This is a genomic window from Promicromonospora umidemergens (genome assembly GCF_024171995.1).
In the GTDB taxonomy this organism is placed as follows: domain Bacteria; phylum Actinomycetota; class Actinomycetes; order Actinomycetales; family Cellulomonadaceae; genus Promicromonospora; species Promicromonospora umidemergens.
The window spans coordinates 37,493-54,250 of record NZ_JAMTCT010000026.1; the positions used below are offsets into that span (position 1 = coordinate 37,493).

At 70.0% G+C, this 16,758-nt stretch carries 15 protein-coding genes; 11 read left to right on the plus strand and 4 right to left on the minus strand.

What is annotated here, in order from left to right:
• Nucleotides 1-115: 115 nt before the first annotated feature.
• Entirely contained in the window at nt 116-1,966 is a 1,851-nt protein-coding gene (locus tag APR04_RS26420) for a BCCT family transporter (protein ID WP_253876603.1), read from the plus strand.
• Between the two features lie 62 nt (nt 1,967-2,028).
• Nucleotides 2,029-2,817: a GNAT family N-acetyltransferase gene (locus APR04_RS26425; protein WP_253876605.1), complete on the plus strand. Its 789-nt coding sequence runs from the start codon at nt 2,029-2,031 to the stop codon at nt 2,815-2,817.
• Here APR04_RS26425 and APR04_RS26430 read toward each other — a convergent pair.
• Complete coding sequence (locus APR04_RS26430; RefSeq protein WP_253876607.1) at nt 2,799-3,371, minus strand: GNAT family N-acetyltransferase; 573 nt, start codon at nt 3,369-3,371, stop codon at nt 2,799-2,801. The genes APR04_RS26425 and APR04_RS26430 overlap by 19 nt on opposite strands.
• Before the next feature lie 199 nt (nt 3,372-3,570).
• Here APR04_RS26430 and APR04_RS26435 point away from each other — a divergent pair, with 199 nt between their 5' ends.
• The 5 genes from APR04_RS26435 to APR04_RS26455 all read left to right on the plus strand — a co-directional run bounded on the left by APR04_RS26435 (nt 3,571) and on the right by APR04_RS26455 (nt 10,624).
• Nucleotides 3,571-4,014, plus strand: a complete 444-nt coding sequence (locus APR04_RS26435; protein ID WP_253876609.1) for a cold-shock protein — start codon at nt 3,571-3,573, stop codon at nt 4,012-4,014.
• A gap of 234 nt (nt 4,015-4,248) precedes the next feature.
• The gene (locus APR04_RS26440) at nt 4,249-6,066 is read left to right on the plus strand and encodes an ABC transporter substrate-binding protein (protein WP_253876611.1); all 1,818 of its coding nucleotides are present in this window, start codon (nt 4,249-4,251) and stop codon (nt 6,064-6,066) included.
• Between the two features lie 194 nt (nt 6,067-6,260).
• Nucleotides 6,261-7,781 carry an ABC transporter permease gene (locus tag APR04_RS26445; RefSeq protein ID WP_253876613.1) on the plus strand — a complete coding sequence of 507 codons (1,521 nt, stop codon included), beginning with the start codon at nt 6,261-6,263 and terminating at the stop codon, nt 7,779-7,781.
• Nucleotides 7,782-7,808: 27 nt separating this feature from the next.
• On the plus strand, nt 7,809-8,807 hold the full coding sequence (locus tag APR04_RS26450; RefSeq protein ID WP_253876615.1) for an ABC transporter permease: 999 nt from the start codon (nt 7,809-7,811) through the stop codon (nt 8,805-8,807).
• A gap of 2 nt (nt 8,808-8,809) precedes the next feature.
• Nucleotides 8,810-10,624, plus strand: coding sequence for an ABC transporter ATP-binding protein (locus APR04_RS26455; RefSeq protein WP_253876618.1), 1,815 nt, complete (start codon nt 8,810-8,812; stop codon nt 10,622-10,624).
• Nucleotides 10,625-10,655: 31 nt separating this feature from the next.
• Here APR04_RS26455 and APR04_RS26460 read toward each other — a convergent pair whose 3' ends face one another.
• A complete protein-coding gene (locus APR04_RS26460) occupies nt 10,656-11,594 on the minus strand; it encodes a hypothetical protein (protein ID WP_253876620.1) in 939 nt (312 codons plus the stop codon).
• A 51-nt stretch (nt 11,595-11,645) separates the two neighbouring features.
• A complete protein-coding gene (gene dapD, locus APR04_RS26465; RefSeq protein WP_253876622.1) occupies nt 11,646-12,593 on the minus strand; it encodes a 2,3,4,5-tetrahydropyridine-2,6-dicarboxylate N-succinyltransferase in 948 nt (315 codons plus the stop codon).
• 42 nt (nt 12,594-12,635) lie between these two features.
• Here dapD and dapE point away from each other — a divergent pair, with 42 nt between their 5' ends.
• From dapE to APR04_RS26485, 4 genes are all read left to right on the plus strand, one after another.
• A complete protein-coding gene (gene dapE / locus APR04_RS26470; RefSeq protein ID WP_253876624.1) occupies nt 12,636-13,763 on the plus strand; it encodes a succinyl-diaminopimelate desuccinylase in 1,128 nt (375 codons plus the stop codon).
• A gap of 9 nt (nt 13,764-13,772) precedes the next feature.
• Entirely contained in the window at nt 13,773-14,627 is an 855-nt protein-coding gene (locus tag APR04_RS26475) for an LOG family protein (protein ID WP_253876626.1), read from the plus strand.
• A complete protein-coding gene (gene folP, locus APR04_RS26480; RefSeq protein ID WP_253876628.1) occupies nt 14,628-15,569 on the plus strand; it encodes a dihydropteroate synthase in 942 nt (313 codons plus the stop codon). It abuts the gene before it with no gap.
• 133 nt (nt 15,570-15,702) lie between these two features.
• Nucleotides 15,703-15,870 carry a DUF3117 domain-containing protein gene (locus APR04_RS26485; RefSeq protein ID WP_084467633.1) on the plus strand — a complete coding sequence of 56 codons (168 nt, stop codon included), beginning with the start codon at nt 15,703-15,705 and terminating at the stop codon, nt 15,868-15,870.
• Nucleotides 15,871-16,010: 140 nt separating this feature from the next.
• On the opposite strand, the gene APR04_RS26490 is transcribed toward APR04_RS26485, so the two are convergent.
• A complete protein-coding gene (locus tag APR04_RS26490; RefSeq protein WP_253876630.1) occupies nt 16,011-16,739 on the minus strand; it encodes an O-methyltransferase in 729 nt (242 codons plus the stop codon).
• Nucleotides 16,740-16,758 lie beyond the last annotated feature (19 nt).

The window sequence follows — 16,758 nt, forward strand, 5'->3', positions numbered from 1 at the left end:
AAAGTTCGACGTGGTGTTAACGTGGCATCGCTCGTAGACCCCGTGTCGCATGTAAAGGAGTTCCGGCGCCCCCGGTGTGATGGCTGGCTAGACTGGCAAGCGGGGTGCCACTGTGATGAGTAATTCAGAATCCACCAAGACCCTGCTCGGACGCGTCCAGCGCGCCGCACACCGTGTCGAGCGCGCTGCTCTGGGCACGAAGGGGCACCGTACCGGGACCGACAAGATCGTCTTCGGCGTCGCCGGCGTGATCGCCGTCGCGTTCGTCGTGTGGGGATTCACCAGCTCCGAAAGCCTGGGCAGGGTGTCGACCTCGGCACTCGACGGCATCATCAAGAACTTCGGCTGGCTGTTCGTGATCGCCGCCACCGTGTTCACGGTCTTCGTGCTCGTCGTGGCGCTGGGCAAGTTCGGCAAGATTCCGCTGGGCCAGGACGATGAGAAGCCGCAGTACAAGACGTCCTCCTGGATCTCGATGATGTTCGCGACCGGCATGGGTATCGGCCTCATGTTCTACGGCGTCGGCGAGCCCCTGTACTTCTACATGGCCCCGCCGCCAGGAACAGTCGAAGGGTCGACGCCCGAGGCCGCGGCCACCGCGATGGGCACCACCCTCTTCCACTGGACGCTGTACCCGTGGGCCATGTACGCGATCGTCGGCCTCGGCATGGCTTACGGCACCTACCGCCTCGGCCGGAACCAGCTGTTCAGCTCGATGTTCACCTCGCTGTTCGGCAGCAAGGCCGTCAACGGCGGCGGCGGGCGGGTCATCAACATCATGGCGATCCTCGCCACGCTGTTCGGCTCCGCCTGCTCCCTCGGCCTCGGCGCCCTCCAGATCGGCGGCGGCCTGCAGCACTCCGGCTTCCTGGGGAACATCGGCACCGTCACCCTCGTCGGCATCATCGCGATCCTGACGATCCTCTTCGTGATCTCTGCCGTCTCCGGTATCGAACGCGGTATCCAGCTGCTGGCCAACACCAACATGTGGCTCGCCCTGGCGCTCGCGGTCATCGTCTTCATCGGCGGGCCCACGCTGTTCATCCTCAACGTGCTGCCAGCTTCGCTCGGCGCGTTCGTCGGGGACCTGCCGGAGATGGCCTCGCGCACGGCCGCGTCCGGAGACCAGTCCCTGTCCGACTGGATGGGCACCTGGACGATCTTCTACTGGGCCTGGTGGGTGTCCTGGACGCCGTTCGTCGGCCCGTTCATCGCTCGCATCTCGCGCGGTCGCACGGTGCGCCAGTTCGTCGTCGGGGTGCTGCTCGTGCCCTCCATCGTGTCCACGCTGTGGTTCGCGATCTTCGGCGGCGGCGCGATCGGTCTGCAGGAGCGCGCCGAGAGAGCCGAAGACACGGGCGCGGCGCTCGCCGCGATCGGTGAGGGCGGGGCTGACATCGACTTCGACCTCATCCTGTTCCAGACCCTGGGTGCGCTGCCCGTTCCCGGCTGGGTCGGTCTCATCCTGATGGGCCTGGCGGTCGTGCTGGTCGCGATCTTCTTCATCACGGGCGCCGATTCCGCCTCCATCATCATGGGCGGGCTCTCCCAGAACGGTGCGGAGCACCCGACCAAGAAGGCGGTCGTCTTCTGGGGAGTGAGCACGGGCGCCGTCGCCGCCGCCATGCTGCTGGCCGGCGGTGACGACCCTGCTGCCGCGCTGAACGGGCTCAAGAACATCACCATCGTCTCGGCCTTGCCGTTCGTCGTGGTGATACTGGTGCTCTGCGTCGCGCTGTGGAAGGACCTTGCGCGCGACCCGCTCGTCCTCAAGCGGGAGCTGGCGGTCCAGGTGCTTGCCGAGACGGTGTCCACCGGCGTCGAGAAGCACGAGGGTGAGCCGTTCGAGCTCTCCACGGCGGCGTCGGCCACCGAGGAGGACAGCCCGGCGTCGGCCACCGAGGAGGACAGCCCCTCGACCCCGAGCGGTGGCGTGCCCGTCGTCCGACGGCCCGACAAGAGCTGACCGGGTTGGGTGGCGGCCGATAATCCGTTGCCCATCCCACCGCCACCGAGGACCGTGTGCCCATGACCGACCCCTCCCGCCTGCTGCGGGCCTACGACGAACAGCTCCGGACCGACGCCGAGACCCCGAGCGCCGTCTCCGTCACCCGTCTCGGACCGCTGCGGCTGGTGACCTTCCTGGGCGGGCGGGGCTTCGTCACGTACCGCGACCTCGCCGGCGCCGACGACGCGCGGGTGCGCACGCTGGTCGACGAGACCGTCGCCCACTTCCGGGCCGACGGCGGCATCACGAGCGTCGAGTGGAAGACCCGTGGCCACGACCACGCCCCCGGCCTGCACGAGGCGCTGCTCGAGCACGGGTTCGTCCCGGAGGACCCGGAGTCGATCATGATCGGTGAGGCTGCGGCGCTCGCGGTGGACGTCCCGCTGCCCGACGGCGTCACCCTGCGCCGCATCACCGAGGAGTCGGACGTCCGCGCGATGTCCACGATGGCTGACGAGGTGTTCGGCGAACCGGCGTCCGACAGGTACGCGAACCAGATCCTGCGCCGCCTGGAGCTGGACGACGGTATGGAGCTCTGGGTCGCGGAGGCCGACGGCCAGATCGTCACGACGGGCCGGCTCGAGCCCGTGGCCGACACCGATTTTGCCGGGGTCTGGGGCGGCTGCTCCCGGCCGGAGTGGCGGGGTCGCGGCATCTACCGGGCGCTGACGGCGGCCCGCGCGCGCTCGGCCCTTGCGCTCGGCAAGACGCTGGTCCACAGCGACTCGACCGAGTACTCCCGCCCCATCCTGGAGCGGTACGGCTTCGTCAAGGTGTCCACGACGACGCCTTACGCCTGGAAGCGCTGAGGGGCAGTGGCGGCCGGACCACGCTCACCCACCCGCCGTCGGCCCATGATGTTCGCCGGCTCGGTGATCCCTGCGTACCGGAACCCAGGCACCAGGTCCACGAACCCCAGGCGGCGGTAGAGCAGCTTCGCGCGGTCCGCGGGGTCGGCAGTGGTGGACAGCAGCATGTGCCGCTGCGGAGCCAGGTCGAGCAGCGCGCGCAGCAGCGCGGTGCCGAGCCCCCGCCCCTGGTGCTCCGGCAGGATCTCCAGCTCGTTGAGCTCGAAGGCGTCCCTCGTCCATCCGGCGTGCCCGGCCCGGTCGAGAGCCGGCCCGACCTGTTGCGGCCACCAGTGCTCCGGCTGGTACTCGAACCCGTACACGAATCCCACGAGGGCCTCGCCGTCGAACGCGCCGAAGGCCAGCGCGCCGTCGTACAGCGGGAGGTAGGCGATCCGGGTATCCCGGAAGTGGTCGCGGCGCTCGTCCGAGTAGCCGAAGGCACGCTGGTAGATCCCGGCTATCGCGTTCGCGCGCCGCAGCACCTCGGTCGTCCCCAGCGCGCGGATCGTCATGTCGGCACGCTAGCGCCGTCCTTCCCGGTCGGCGCGTGGGACGACCGTCGCCGGGTGGGCCGCGGCCACGGTGCCGGACCAGCCGTGGAGCATGGTTCTGGGGGAACCAGGGCGACACGACGCGCGTTTGACGACACGGAGTTGGACAAGCGTCCTAGACTCGACGCAGCAGGGATCCTTACGAGGCGGAGTGTGTGTCGTGGTTCAAGGCAAGGTCATCAGGTTCGATGAGGTTCGCGGCTACGGGTTCGTTGCGCCGGACACGGGGGGCGACGACGTGTTCATCCACGTCAACGACCTCGAGTTCGACAAGCGACATCTCGCGGTGGGCGCAGTGGTGGACTTCGCGGTCGAGGACGGTGACCGGGGTCTGAAGGCCTCGACGGTCACCCTGGTCGCGCCGGCCCCGGCGTTGGCGGCGGTAGCCGTCGGCGCTGCGGCGCCGTCAGCGCCCGCCCCGACCTTCCTCCCGCCGCTGCCCGACCTCGGTTCCCGGCCCGACGGCGACGCGCCGTCCGAGCGGGAGCTCGCGGCCGAGGTCACCGAGGTGCTGCTCGCAGGGGTGCCCAGCCTCACCGCCGAGCAGGTGCTCGCCACCCGAGGTGCCTTCGTCGCCGTGGCGCGGTCGCACGGCTGGGTGTGACGTTCGGTCCGAGGTGTTAACTCCCTGTTTCCATCTCTGATGCTTGGCGACGGTACCGCTACGGGGCGATATCAGGTCGGTAACGATCAGATCCGGCTCACGGTGAATTAGGGCAAAACCTCCCACAGCGTGAGTAGCGTGGCCGGAAACCATGACGGTGACGGACGTCTCACCTGGCGCGCGCCGCGGCGCGCTGCCACTTTTCCGTGGCCGGCATCCCTTTGAGGAGGAACATTGAAGATCAGGCGACTGAGCGCCGCCGTCGCAGTGGCCGCCACGGGCGCGCTGCTGTTCTCGGCGTGCACGAGCCCCGCAGGCAGCGACGACCCGGCGGACGGCGAGTCCACCGCGTCCTCGGCCGAGGCCGACGGCCCGTGCAAGGCCGACATCGGCGAGGTCGAGACCGCCGACGGCGAGATCAAGGTGTCCGTCGAGGACGAGTTCCTCGGTTACAACTCGTTGACCCCGGAGACCTACTCCACGTACAACAGCGCCGTGACGGAGCGGCTCATCAGCACGTTCTACTACTTCGGCGTCGACGGGACGATCTGCCCCGACGAGTCCTACGGCACGTACAAGGCCCTCTCGGAGGACCCGCTCCAGGTCGAGTACACCCTCAACGACGAGGCTGCCTGGTCGGACGGCGTGCCGGTGACCTACGCGGACTACATGCTCGACTGGGCCGCCCGGGCGATCACCACGGACGGCGAGGTGACGGAGGACGGCACCGAGAAGCCGCTCTTCAACCACATCGACGGCCTGTCGCTGGGTGACTACGTCCCCGAGGGCCCGCAGGCGGACTCCGTGGACGCCAAGACCTTCACGTACGACTACGAGCGTGTGTACGCCGACTGGAAGATCCACTCCTACCCGCCGTTCCCGGCTCACATCGTCGCGGAGCAGGCGGGCGTCTCCACCGAGGAGCTCGTCACCGCCATCCAGGACCGCGACATGGCGGTCCTGGAGAAGGCCGCCAAGTTCTGGAACGAGGGCTGGCTGTCGCAGCCGGGCCAGGTCCCTGACCCGGCCATCACTCCTGTCACCGGCCCGTACAACTTCAAGGCCGACGGCTGGGAGGCCGGTCAGTACATCACCCTCGAGGCGAACCCCGAGTACTGGGGCACGCCGGCCGCCACGAAGGAGCTCACGTTCCGCTTCGTCGGTGCCGACGCGCAGATCCAGGCGCTCGCCAACGGTGACCTCGACGTCATCCAGCCGAACGGCCCGACCGTCGACACGGTGACCCAGCTCGAGCAGCTCGGTGACGCCGTCAGCGTGGACACCGACCAGGGCCTGACCTGGGAGCACCTCGACTTCAACTTCGGCTCCGGTGTCTTCTCCGAGAGCCTGGAGGCACGGGAGGCGTTCGCGCACTGCGTGCCGCGCCAGAAGATCGTGGACGACCTGATCAAGCCCATCGCCCCCGAGGCGACGATCATGAACGCCCGCGAGGTCTTCCCGTTCCAGGACGGCTACGAGGAGCTCGTCGAGGGTTCCTACGACGGCCGGTACGACGAGGCGGACCTCGACGCCGCCAAGGAGAAGTTCGAGGCCGCCGGCCTCGAGGAGGGCGAAGAGATCCGCATCGGCTACGCCGCGCCGAACCCGCGTCGTGCCGCCCAGGTAGAGGCCATCAAGTCCTCGTGCGACCAGGTCGGCTTCGAGATCGTCGACGCTGCCGCGCCGGACTTCTTCGACAAGGCCCTGCCGAACGGTGACTACGAGGTCGCCATGTTCGCGTGGGCCGGCTCCGGCCAGATCGCCTCGGGCGAGAACATCTACTCGACGCCCGGCACGCAGAACTACGGCGGGTACTCCGACGAGACCGTCGACGAGGCCTGGAAGACGCTGGCCTCGTCCACGGATGAAGCGGTGCACACCGAGCAGCTGGTGATCATCGAGAAGCAGCTGTGGGACACGCTCTACGGCATCCCGCTGTTTGCCCACCCTGGCGTCATCGCCAGCAGCTCGGACCTGCAGAACGTGCGGAACACCGCCACCCAGAACGGCGTGATGTGGAACGCCGAGCAGTGGGCCCGCGCCGCCTCCTGAACGCGAGCCTGACGTACGACCTGCGGGGAAGGGAGCGTCTGTTCCCTTCCCCGCAGGGCTGTCTGCCGCCGTTCAGGAATATTTCCAGGCGTGACCTGGGCGAATCGCGGCAATTTTCATCCGGTGTCCTATAGTGACACGCTGATCGTTTCCCCCAGCAGACGCCGTGCTGCGTCCGCCTCGAAGGGCCAACCGTGCTCAAGTTCATCCTCCGGCGCATCGGCGCCTCGGCGCTCGTCCTGCTCGGCGCCTCTTTGCTCATGTTCTTCCTGACCATCAACTCGGGCGACCCGCTGAAAGACCTGCGTGAGTCCAACGATCCGAACCGCGAACAGCTCATGGCCGAGCGCAGCGAGCGGTTGCGGCTCGACGACTCGCCCTGGGAGCGGTACTGGGACTGGCTCAGCGGCGTTGGCGGGTGCTTCACCGGCAACTGTGACCTCGGTGTCACCATCAACGGCATCGACGTGCTCGGCCTCACGCAGCAGGCGGCGTCCTCGACGCTGCGGCTCATCACCCTCTCCACGCTGCTCGCCATCGTCGTCGGTGTAGCGCTCGGAATCCTCACCGCGATCCGCCAGTACTCCGGGTTCGACTACACGGTGACGTTCGGTGCCTTCCTCTTCTTCTCGCTGCCGGTGTTCTGGGCGGCGACGCTGCTCAAGGAGTTCGCGGCCATCCAGTACAACAACTGGATCGCCGTCGGCCAGTACGCACCATGGACCATAGTGTTGGTCGCGGCGTTAGCGGGGTTCCTGCTCCAGGCGGTCCTCGGCGGGTCGACGAGACGCCGGCTGGCCACGGCCGCCGGGGTGTTCGCCTTCGTCGCGGTCATGCTCTTCGTCTTCAACGCGCTCGACTGGTGGCGCAACCCGATGTTCGGCATCGGCGGCGTGCTCCTGGTCTCGGCCGCGGCGGGCGTGCTCGTCACGGCGCTGACGGCCGGCCTGCGCAACCGGCGGGTGCTCTACGCGGCGCTCACCACCGCCGTCGTCGGCGTGATCGCCTACTGGTTCACCGCCCCGCTCCTCGTCGACGAACCGACGTGGCTGCTCCTCATCGGGCTCTTCGTGGTCGCCGTGGTGGTCTCGGTGGCCATCGGCGCCGCCTGGGGTGGCTACGCGCGCAAACAGGCGATGCTGGTCACCGGCATCACGGGTGTCATCACCAGCTTCGTGGTCGTGGCGGACATCCTCATCGCGCACTGGAGCGATTTCCTGGGCCTCAAGTCGCGGCCCATCTCGACCATCGGCTCGCAGACGCCGAACTTCGACGGCGAGTTCTGGGAGCGCGTGCTCGACATGGGCACCCAGATCCTGCTGCCGACCATCCTGCCCACCCTGGTCTCCGTGGCGACGCACTCCCGCTACACCCGGTCCTCCATGCTGGAGACCCTGAACCAGGACTACGTACGGACCGCGCGGTCGAAGGGCCTGTCCGAGCGCGAGGTCATCGTCAAGCACGCGTTCCGCAACGCGCTGATCCCGATCACGACGATCGTCGCGTTCGACTTCGCCGCCCTCATCGGCGGCGCGATCATCACGGAAGAGGTCTTCGGCTGGACGGGCATGGGCGCCCTGTTCCAGGACGGCCTCAACGCCGTGGACCCCGCACCGGTCATGGCGTTCTTCCTCGTCACCGGCATCGCAGCCGTGCTGATGAACCTGCTGGCAGATATCGCGTACGCGGCCCTCGACCCCCGGATCCGGCGCTGAGCGCGGGCGAAGGCAGGAGACACAGACATGAATGACATCAGGAACAGCAACCCCGGTGGCGAGGACTACGAGCCGCAGGTGTCGGTGGCCGGCACCGACGCGGTCGGCCTCGCGGCCGGCGGCTCGGCCGCCCCGCTGCCCGGCGAGGACAAGTCGTACAGCCAGGGCCAGCTCGTCGCGCGCCGCTTCTTCCGGCACCGGGGTGCGCTCACCGCGATGATCGTGCTCGGCATCGTCATCGTCGTGGCGTTCACCTCGATCGGTGTCGGCCCCATCCCGGGCTGGTGGCCCAAGGACTACACGCTCCAGTACGACAAGATCGGTGACGGCGCACCCACCTGGGCGTACCCGTTCGGCCAGGACACGGGCGGCAAGGACTACTTCGCCCTCGTCATGCGCGGCACCCAGTTCTCGATCATCATCGCGTTCGCCGTCGGCATCATCTCGACGGTCGTCGGCACCGTGATCGGCGCTCTGGCCGGGTTCTACCGCGGCTGGCTCGAGGCGGTCCTCATGCGCATGACCGACGTCTTCATCGTGATCCCCCTGCTGGCCGTGGCCGCCGTGCTCGGCCGCATGGCCGGTGAGTCCGGTATCTGGGGCCTGGCCTTCGTGCTCGGCCTGGTCACGTGGACCAGCCTGGCGCGCCTGGTGCGCGGCGAGGTGCTGTCGTTGCGCGAGCGCGACTTCGTGCTCGCGGCCCAGGCTGTCGGTACCAGCGCGTGGCGCATCATCACCCGGCACGTGCTGCCCAACGCGATCGGCGTCGTCATCGTGTCCGCGACGCTCTCGATCTCCACCGCGATCCTGCTCGAGACCTCGCTGAGCTTCCTCGGGTTCGGCGTGCAGGCACCCGACACCTCGCTGGGCACGCTCATCAACGAGTACCAGTCGGCGTTCTCGACGCGGCCGTGGCTGTTCTGGTGGCCGGGTCTGATGATCCTGACGATCGCCCTGTGCGTGAACTTCATCGGCGACGGCCTGCGTGACGCGTTCGATCCCCGCCAGAACCGGACCAAGGACTGAGCATGACTACTCTCGACATCAGTGCGCCCGGTCCCGTCTCGGCGGCCGGCGACGCAGTCCTCGCGTTCGAGGGCCTCGACGTGACGTTCAAGACCGAGTTCGGTGACGTGCACGCCGTCAAGGGCATCGACCTGGAGGTGCGCCCCGGCGAGGTCGTCGCCCTCGTGGGTGAGTCCGGTTCGGGCAAGTCCGTCACCTCCATGACGGCGCTCGGCCTGCTGCCGCGAAACGCGCGCGTCAGGGGCACCATCCGCGTGGGCGACAAGGTGGTGGGCGGTCTCGACGGCAGGGGCCTGCGCAACATGCGCGGCAACGACATCGCCATGGTGTTCCAGGAGCCCATGACCGCACTGAACCCGGTGCTCACCATCGGCGACCAGCTCACCGAGGGACTGCAGCTGCACGGCCTCGCCTACGGCCAGAAGGCGACGGAGCGGGCCACCGAGCTGCTCGACATGGTCGGGATCCCCGAGCCGGAGCGGCGCCTCAAGCAGTACCCGCACGAGCTCTCCGGCGGTCAGCGCCAGCGCGTGGTCATCGCCATGGCCATCGCGTGCGACCCCAAGGTGATCATCGCCGACGAGCCGACCACGGCCCTCGACGTGACGGTGCAGGCCGACATCCTCGACCTGCTCCGCTCGCTCAAGGACAAGCTCGATACCGGCATCCTCCTGATCACCCACAACATGGGTGTCGTTGCGGACATGGCCGACCGGGTCGCCGTCATGCTCAAGGGCGACCTCGTGGAGACCGGGACCGCCGACCAGGTGCTGAACCACCCGCGGCACGAGTACACGAAGCGCCTGCTCGCCGCGGTGCCGCACCTGGGGTCCGGCCCTGGCCAGTTCGGCGACGTCGCGCCGGTGCGGGCGGCTGCGGGTGACCTGCCCGCACTCGAGCTGAGCAGCCTCGTCATCGAGTACCACCGGCTCGGCAAGCCGACGTTCCGGGCAGTCGACGACGTGTCGGTGTCGGTGGCGCAGGGCGAGATCGTCGGTCTCGTGGGCGAGTCGGGCTCCGGCAAGTCCACCATCGCGAAGTGCGCGCTGGGGCTCATCCCGGCCGCCTCGGGTTCCGTGTCGATCCTCGGGCGCGACCTCACGAGGCTCCGTGGCAAGGAGCTCAAGACACTCCGCAAGCGCATCGGCGTCGTGTTCCAGGACCCGGCGTCGTCCCTCAACCCCCGGCTGCCGATCGGTGACGTGATCGCCGAGCCGCTGGTGGTGCACAAGGAGGGCGACGACAAGTCCCGGCGCGCGCGTGTGCTGGAGCTGCTCGACGCCGTCGAGCTGCCCCGCAGCGCCTACAACCGCTACCCGCACGAGCTGTCCGGTGGCCAGCGCCAGCGCGTCAGCATCGCCCGCGCCCTCACGCTCGACCCCGAGCTGCTGGTCGCCGACGAGCCGACGTCGGCTCTCGACGTGTCCGTCCAGGCCAACGTGCTGAAGATGTTCACGGCGCTGCAGGAGCGCTACAAGTTCGCCTGCCTCTTCGTGAGCCACGACCTGGCCGTGATCGACCTGCTGGCCCACCGGGTGGTGGTGCTGCAGAACGGCAGGATCGTGGAGCAGGGGGCGCGCGAGGACGTGCTGCACAGTCCTCGCGAGGAGTACACGCAGCGCCTCCTCGCGGCAGCACCCGTGCCGGAGCCGCTGGAGCAGCGTCGCCGGCGCGAGGCGCGGCACGCCCTGCTGGCACAGCTCGGTGACGAGGTCGCGGAGCTCCGCGTCGACGAACGCCCCGAACGCCCCGCGCCGCGGCAGAACGAGGGCGGCAACGCCTCGGGCCTGGGCGGTTTCACGGGCGGCGCCGGCTGACGCGTCGCGGACCTTGTCCGCGGCTACTCGACTACCCGGCGGAGTCCGCCGTGATGCGGACCTCGCCCCTGCGGAGCGGGGTCTCGGCCTCGACCCAGGCAGCCGCCTCGCGCAGCCACACCCGGTCGGCCACCTGCACCTCGACCGCCTGTGTGGCCTGGGCGGTCGCGACGGCCCACTGGCCGGCGGCCCAGGCGCCGCGCTCCGGGTCGTCCGGCGCGAGCGGTGTCGCGTCCACGGTCACCGTGGACGACGCCGGGTCCTGCCGGTCCGGGTCCGCCGCGCCGGTCGCGGGGGCGAGCCCGAGGTCGCGGCCCAGGCGGCCCGCGATCACGCCGCGGGCGGCGTCGGAAGCGATCTGGTCGCCGTCGGCGACCGGGCCCAGCTCGCAGGACAGCACCCCGGGAGAGTTCCCGGTGAGGGCTGAGGCCCAGGCACGCGACCGCGTCTCGTGCTGCGCGTACGCGTCGGGGAAGCCCGACCGTTGGACGGTCTGCGCGGCGTCCGTCACCGACATGTCCTCGTACCCCTCGACCTTGACCAGTGCGTCGTAGAACGCGTTGGTCGAGTACACGGGGTCGAGGATCTCCTCGACGCTGCCCCAGTCCTGCGACGGGCGCTGCTGGAACAGCCCCACCGAGTCGCGGTCGCCGTAGTCGATGTTGATGAGCTTCGACTCCTGCAGGGCGGTGGCCAGCGCGATCGTCGCCGCTCGTGCGGGCAGGCCACGGGCCACGGCGGTGCCGGCCACGAGTGCCGCGTTGTCCGCCTGGTCGGGCGACAGGTACCAGTCCGACCCGTCGAGCTCCGCGGTGCACCGTTCCGTGACCGGTCCTGCGTCCGTGAGGTGGTTCAGCCCGACGACGACGCCGATGGTCGCGGCCGCGCACACCGAACCGATGACCACCACGTACCTCAGCGCACGCCGCACCGGACGACGCGGTGGTGAGACGGCGGTGGACGGCGGCATCAGTGAGCCAGCCTTGACCACGAGTGCCGGGCGTGTTCTCGGTCGTCCCGGTCAGTTGGCGTGCAGGGCCTCATTGAGCTCGATCCCGACGCCGGTGCGGTCGAGCACCTCGACCGCACCCGTGGTGGAGTTCCGGCGGAAGAGCAGGTTGTTGCGCCCCGCGAGGTCACGCGCCTTGACGGTGGCGGTTCCATCACCGGTCGGGTCCACCGCGGCGCCCAGCACCGTGACCTTGGTACCCGCAGTGACGTACAGGCCGGCCTCGACCACGCAGTCGTCGCCGAGGGGGATGCCGAGGCCCGCGTTGGCGCCCAGGAGGCACCGCTCGCCGAGCGACACCACTTCCTTGCCCCCGCCGGACAGCGTGCCCATGATCGAGGCGCCACCGCCGACGTCGGACCCGTCGCCGACGGTGACTCCGGCCGAGATGCGGCCCTCGACCATGGAGGCGCCGAGCGTGCCTGCGTTGTAGTTGACGAAGCCCTCGTGCATCACGGTGGTGCCGGGGGCGAGGTGCGCGCCGAGGCGGACGCGGTCGGCGTCGGCGACGCGGATGCCCGACGGGACCAGGTAGTCGACCATGCGCGGGAACTTGTCGACCCCGAAGACCGTGACATGCCCCCGGGCGCGCAGGCGCAGGCGCGTCTGCTCGAAGCCCTCGACCGCGCACGGGCCGGCGCTCGTCCAGACGACGTTCGTCAGCACCCCGAAGATGCCGTCCAGGTTGAGGCCGTGCGGGCGCACGACGCGGGCGGAGAGCAGGTGGAGGCGGAGGTAGGCGTCGGAGACGTCCGTCGGCGGGTCAGCGAGATCGATCCGCGTGGTCACGACCTCCAGCCGGACACGCCGCGCCTCGTCCGCGCCGACGAGCGCCGCGAGGGCCTCTGGCGGGGTGGCGCCGGCAGGAGCCTCGCCGAGGGCGGGCTCCGGGTACCAGGTGTCGAGGGTGGTGCCGTCGTCGGCGATCGTGGCAAGGCCGAAACCCCATGCGGTCGTCATGGCCCCAGCCTATCGGCCGCGCAAGCCTCTAAGGTTGCGCCTGTGGATACCGCGATCGACCCTGCCCTGCTCGACCCGTCCGGCGCGGAGTCCGACCTCGTCGCCCTCACCCGGACGATCTGTGACATCCCGTCGGTCAGCGGCGCCGAGACGGCCCTCGCCGACGCGATCGAGGCCCTCCTGCGTGGCTACCCGCACCTCGAGGTGCTGCGGGACGGTGACGCGCTGGTCGCCCGCACCAACCTGGGCCGGGACCGGCGCGTGGTCGTGGCCGGGCACATCGACACCGTGCCGATCGCGGACAACCTGCCCACCCGTCTGGTGGGCGCGGGACCCGACGCCGTGCTGTGGGGCCGGGGCACCGTCGACATGCTGGGTGGCGTGGCCGTGGCGCTCGCGCTGGCCACCGAGCTCGGGGCACCGGGCAGCGAGCCCGCGCACGACCTGACGTGGATCTTCTACGACCACGAGGAGGTCGACTCCGCCCTGAACGGGCTCGGCCGGCTCGCGCGCAACCATCCGGAGCTCCTGCGCGGGGACTTCGCGATCCTGGGTGAGCCCTCGAACGCCGGCATCGAGGGTGGCTGCAACGGCACGATGCGGGTCGAGCTGCGCACCCGTGGCGTCGCCGCGCACTCGGCACGAGCCTGGACCGGCGAGAACGCGATCCACGCGGCCGCCCCCGTGCTGAGCAGGCTCGCCGCGTACGAGCCCCGCGAGGTCGAGGTCGACGGCCTGGTCTACCGCGAGGGGCTCAACGCGGTGCGGATCGACGGCGGTATCGCGGGCAACGTCATCCCCGACGCGTGCACCGTCGAGGTGAACTACCGGTTCGCGCCGTCGCGCTCCGTCGAGGAGGCCGAGGCGCACCTGCGCGAGGTCTTCGAGGGGTTCGACCTGGTGGTGACCGACGCTGCAGGGGGTGCCCGGCCGGGCCTCGACGACCCGCTCGCCGCCCAGTTCGTGGAGTCGGTGCTCGCCACCACCGGCGGTGCGCCGGCACCGAAGTACGGGTGGACCGACGTCGCCCGGTTCTCCGAGCTGGGCATTCCGGCGGTGAACTTCGGCCCGGGCGACCCGCTGCTCGCGCACAAGGACGACGAGCGCCTTCCGGTGGCACAGCTCGCGCAGTGCCGCGACGCGCTGCGAGCTTGGCTCCTCGGCGGATAGTTTGGTCGCATGAGCGACGACGGCATACCCCAGTCCGGCCGCGGATACCGCCGCGGCCCGGTGCTGCTGCGCGGGAACCAGATCCCGCAGACCACCACGGACCAGCGCCTCCTGGCGTCCGACCAGGAGACCGACTGGCTGCACAGCGACCCGTGGCGCGTGATGCGCATCCAGAGCGAGTTCGTCGAGGGCTTCGGTGCGCTCGCGGAGCTCGGGCCGGCGGTGTCGGTGTTCGGCTCGGCGCGGACCAAGCCGGACCACGAGGACTACCGGGCGGGGGAGACCGTGGGCCGGCTCCTGGTGGAGGCGGGGTACGCCGTCATCACGGGTGGTGGACCCGGCGTGATGGAGGCCGCGAACAAGGGCGCCGCAGAGGCGGGCGGTACCTCGGTGGGCCTTGGTATCGAGCTGCCCTTCGAACAGGGCGTCAACGAGTTCGTGAATCTCGGCATCAACTTCCGGTACTTCTTCGCGCGAAAGACGATGTTCCTGAAGTACGCACAGGGATTCATCGTGATGCCGGGGGGATTCGGTACCTTCGACGAGCTCTTCGAGGCAGTCACTCTCGTTCAGACGCACAAGGTGACGCAGTTCCCGCTCGTCCTCGTGGGCAAGGACTACTGGGGCGGTCTCCTGGAGTGGATCCGGTCGACGGCGCTGACGCACGGCACCATCAGCGAGGCGGACCTCGACATCATGTATCTCACCGACGACCCCGCCGAGGCGGTGCGGCACGTCGTCGAGCGTGCCCACCAGATCGCGGCGGAGCAGGCGGCCCTGCAGGCGGCGGCCGCGGCGGAGCGCGCCACCGAGGAAGCGGCGCTCGAAGGGCCGGGGCTGCCGAGCACCCTCGGCGGCGCGTAGGTGGACGGTTCCGACGTCCTCGACCCGACCGTTCCGCAGGCTTCCGCGCCGTTGGTGCTGCGCGGGCGGGAGGTGGGCCGTGCGGGGCGCGCGGTGCGCCCCGTCGTGATGGCGGTCCTCAACCGCACCACCGACTCGTTCTACGCCCCCGCCCGGGTGCCGGACGACGCCGCGGCGCTTGACGCGGCGGAGCGTGCGTTCGAGGCGGGTGCCGAGATCCTCGACGTCGGTGGCGTCCGGGCCGGCAACGGCTCGCCGGTGGACGAGGCGGAGGAGATCCGCCGTGTCGTCCCGTTCGTCGCGGCGGTCCGCCGCGCGGTGCCGGACCTGCTCGTCTCGGTCGACACCTGGCGAGCGGGCGTGGCCCGCGCGGCGATCGACGCAGGGGCCGACCTGATCAACGACACCTGGGCCGGGCACGACCCGGGTCTCGTGGAGGTGGCGGGAGCGGCCGGCGTCGGCGTCGTCTGCTCCCACACGGGCGGAGCGACGCCACGCACGGACCCCTACCGCGTGGAGTACGGCCCATCGGCCGACGGGCGTGACGGGCTGCTGGCGGACGTCGTGGCGACCCTCCTGGCGGCCGCGGAGCGGGCCGTGGAGTGCGGGGTGCCGCGTGCGTCGGTGCTCGTGGACCCGACGCACGACTTCGGCAAGAACACCTGGCACTCCCTGCACCTGCTGCGGCGCACCGGCACATTGGCGGGGCTCGGATTCCCGCTGCTCATGGCGCTTTCCCGCAAAGACTTCGTGGGGGAGACGCTGGACCTTCCGCCCGAGGAGCGCCTCGAGGGAACGCTGGGTGCGACGGCGGTGGCCGCGTGGCTCGGTGCACGGGTCTTCCGGACCCATGACGTGGCCGCGACGCGACGTGTTCTCGACCTCGTGGCGGCGGTCCGCGACGAGGCGCCACCGGCCGCGGCGCTGCGCGGACTTGGCTGATCCGACGAAGGGCGACGAATTGGCGCGTGGAAAGTAAGAGGCGCCAATTGAACTAGAATGTGTCTGTGCCCTCGGCGTTCGCCGGGAACATGAATGCTGCTACACACCGGACAACGGAATGGGAGAGCCACACATGGCTGCGATGAAGCCGCGAACGGGTGACGGACCGCTCGAGGTCACCAAGGAGGGGCGCGGCATCGTCATGCGTGTGCCGCTCGAGGGCGGCGGTCGGCTCGTCGTCGAGCTCAACGCGACCGAGGCAAGCGAGCTCGGCGACGCTCTCCAGACCGTCGTCGGCTGAGCCGGAGATGTAGCGCAGGCTGCGGGCCGCAGCGAAGCAAGGCACGCGCCCGTAGCGGAGCCGCATGTTCAGCCGATACGGATAGAGCCTGAGTCTGGGGTCTCCCGGTCGTCCGTCGCGCGAACCGGCCAATCGGCAGGTCAGCGGCGGACGGCCAGCAGCAACCCGTCTCCGCTGGGCAGCATGGCAGGCAGGACCCGCTCGTCGTTCCGCAGCGTCCGGCCCACCTCACGAACCACGGTGGTGAGCTCGTCGCGGCGGGCAGGATCCGCCACCCGGTCCCGCAGCAGGGCGCCGTCGACGGCGAGCACGCCGCCCGGTCGCAGCAGGCGCAGAGCCTCGTTGACGTACTCCGGGTAGCCGAGCGGGTCGCTCGCAACCAGCACCAGGTCGTAGGCGCCGTCGGCGAGCCGGGGCAGCACGTCCCCCGGGCGACCAGGGATGATCCGGGTCCGCTGAGGAGCTACGCGGTCCTCGGTGAACGCCGTGCGAGCGGCCCGCTGGTGCTCCACCTCCCGGTCGATGGTGGTGAGCTGGCCGTCGAGCGGCATGCCGCGCAGCAGCCAGAGGGCCGCTACCCCGGCGCCGGTACCGACCTCCACCACGGCGTGCGCGTTCGTGGCGGCGGCGAGCACCCGCAGCACCGCTCCGACACCGGGGAGGACCGCCGGGCAGCCCAGCTCGGAGGCGCGTTCGCGGGCGCGCAGGAGCACCTCGTCCTCAGGGACGAAAGCCTCGCTGTAGACCCAGGCCGCGACCTTGCCGTGGCCGGACGGCTCCGCTGTGCTGATGGTTGCCTCCGCTGAACTCGTACAGATGTGTGCATCCCGTGCGGCGTCAGGGTACAGCCAGTGGGAACGACTGGGCATGCACGTACGTTGAGAGGAC

Bases quoted from the DNA above. Each gene is read 5' to 3' on its own strand.
- APR04_RS26420 (WP_253876603.1), top strand. From the start codon at position 116: ATGAGTAATTCAGAATCCACCAAGACCCTGCTCGGACGCGTCCAGCGC.
- APR04_RS26425 (WP_253876605.1), top strand. From the start codon at position 2,029: ATGACCGACCCCTCCCGCCTGCTGCGGGCCTACGACGAACAGCTCCGG.
- APR04_RS26430 (WP_253876607.1), bottom strand. From the start codon at position 3,371: ATGACGATCCGCGCGCTGGGGACGACCGAGGTGCTGCGGCGCGCGAAC.
- APR04_RS26450 (WP_253876615.1), top strand. From the start codon at position 7,809: ATGAATGACATCAGGAACAGCAACCCCGGTGGCGAGGACTACGAGCCG.
- APR04_RS26455 (WP_253876618.1), top strand. From the start codon at position 8,810: ATGACTACTCTCGACATCAGTGCGCCCGGTCCCGTCTCGGCGGCCGGC.
- APR04_RS26460 (WP_253876620.1), bottom strand. From the start codon at position 11,594: ATGCCGCCGTCCACCGCCGTCTCACCACCGCGTCGTCCGGTGCGGCGT.
- dapD (WP_253876622.1), bottom strand. From the start codon at position 12,593: ATGACGACCGCATGGGGTTTCGGCCTTGCCACGATCGCCGACGACGGC.
- APR04_RS26475 (WP_253876626.1), top strand. From the start codon at position 13,773: ATGAGCGACGACGGCATACCCCAGTCCGGCCGCGGATACCGCCGCGGC.
- APR04_RS26485 (WP_084467633.1), top strand. From the start codon at position 15,703: ATGGCTGCGATGAAGCCGCGAACGGGTGACGGACCGCTCGAGGTCACC.
- APR04_RS26490 (WP_253876630.1), bottom strand. From the start codon at position 16,739: ATGCCCAGTCGTTCCCACTGGCTGTACCCTGACGCCGCACGGGATGCA.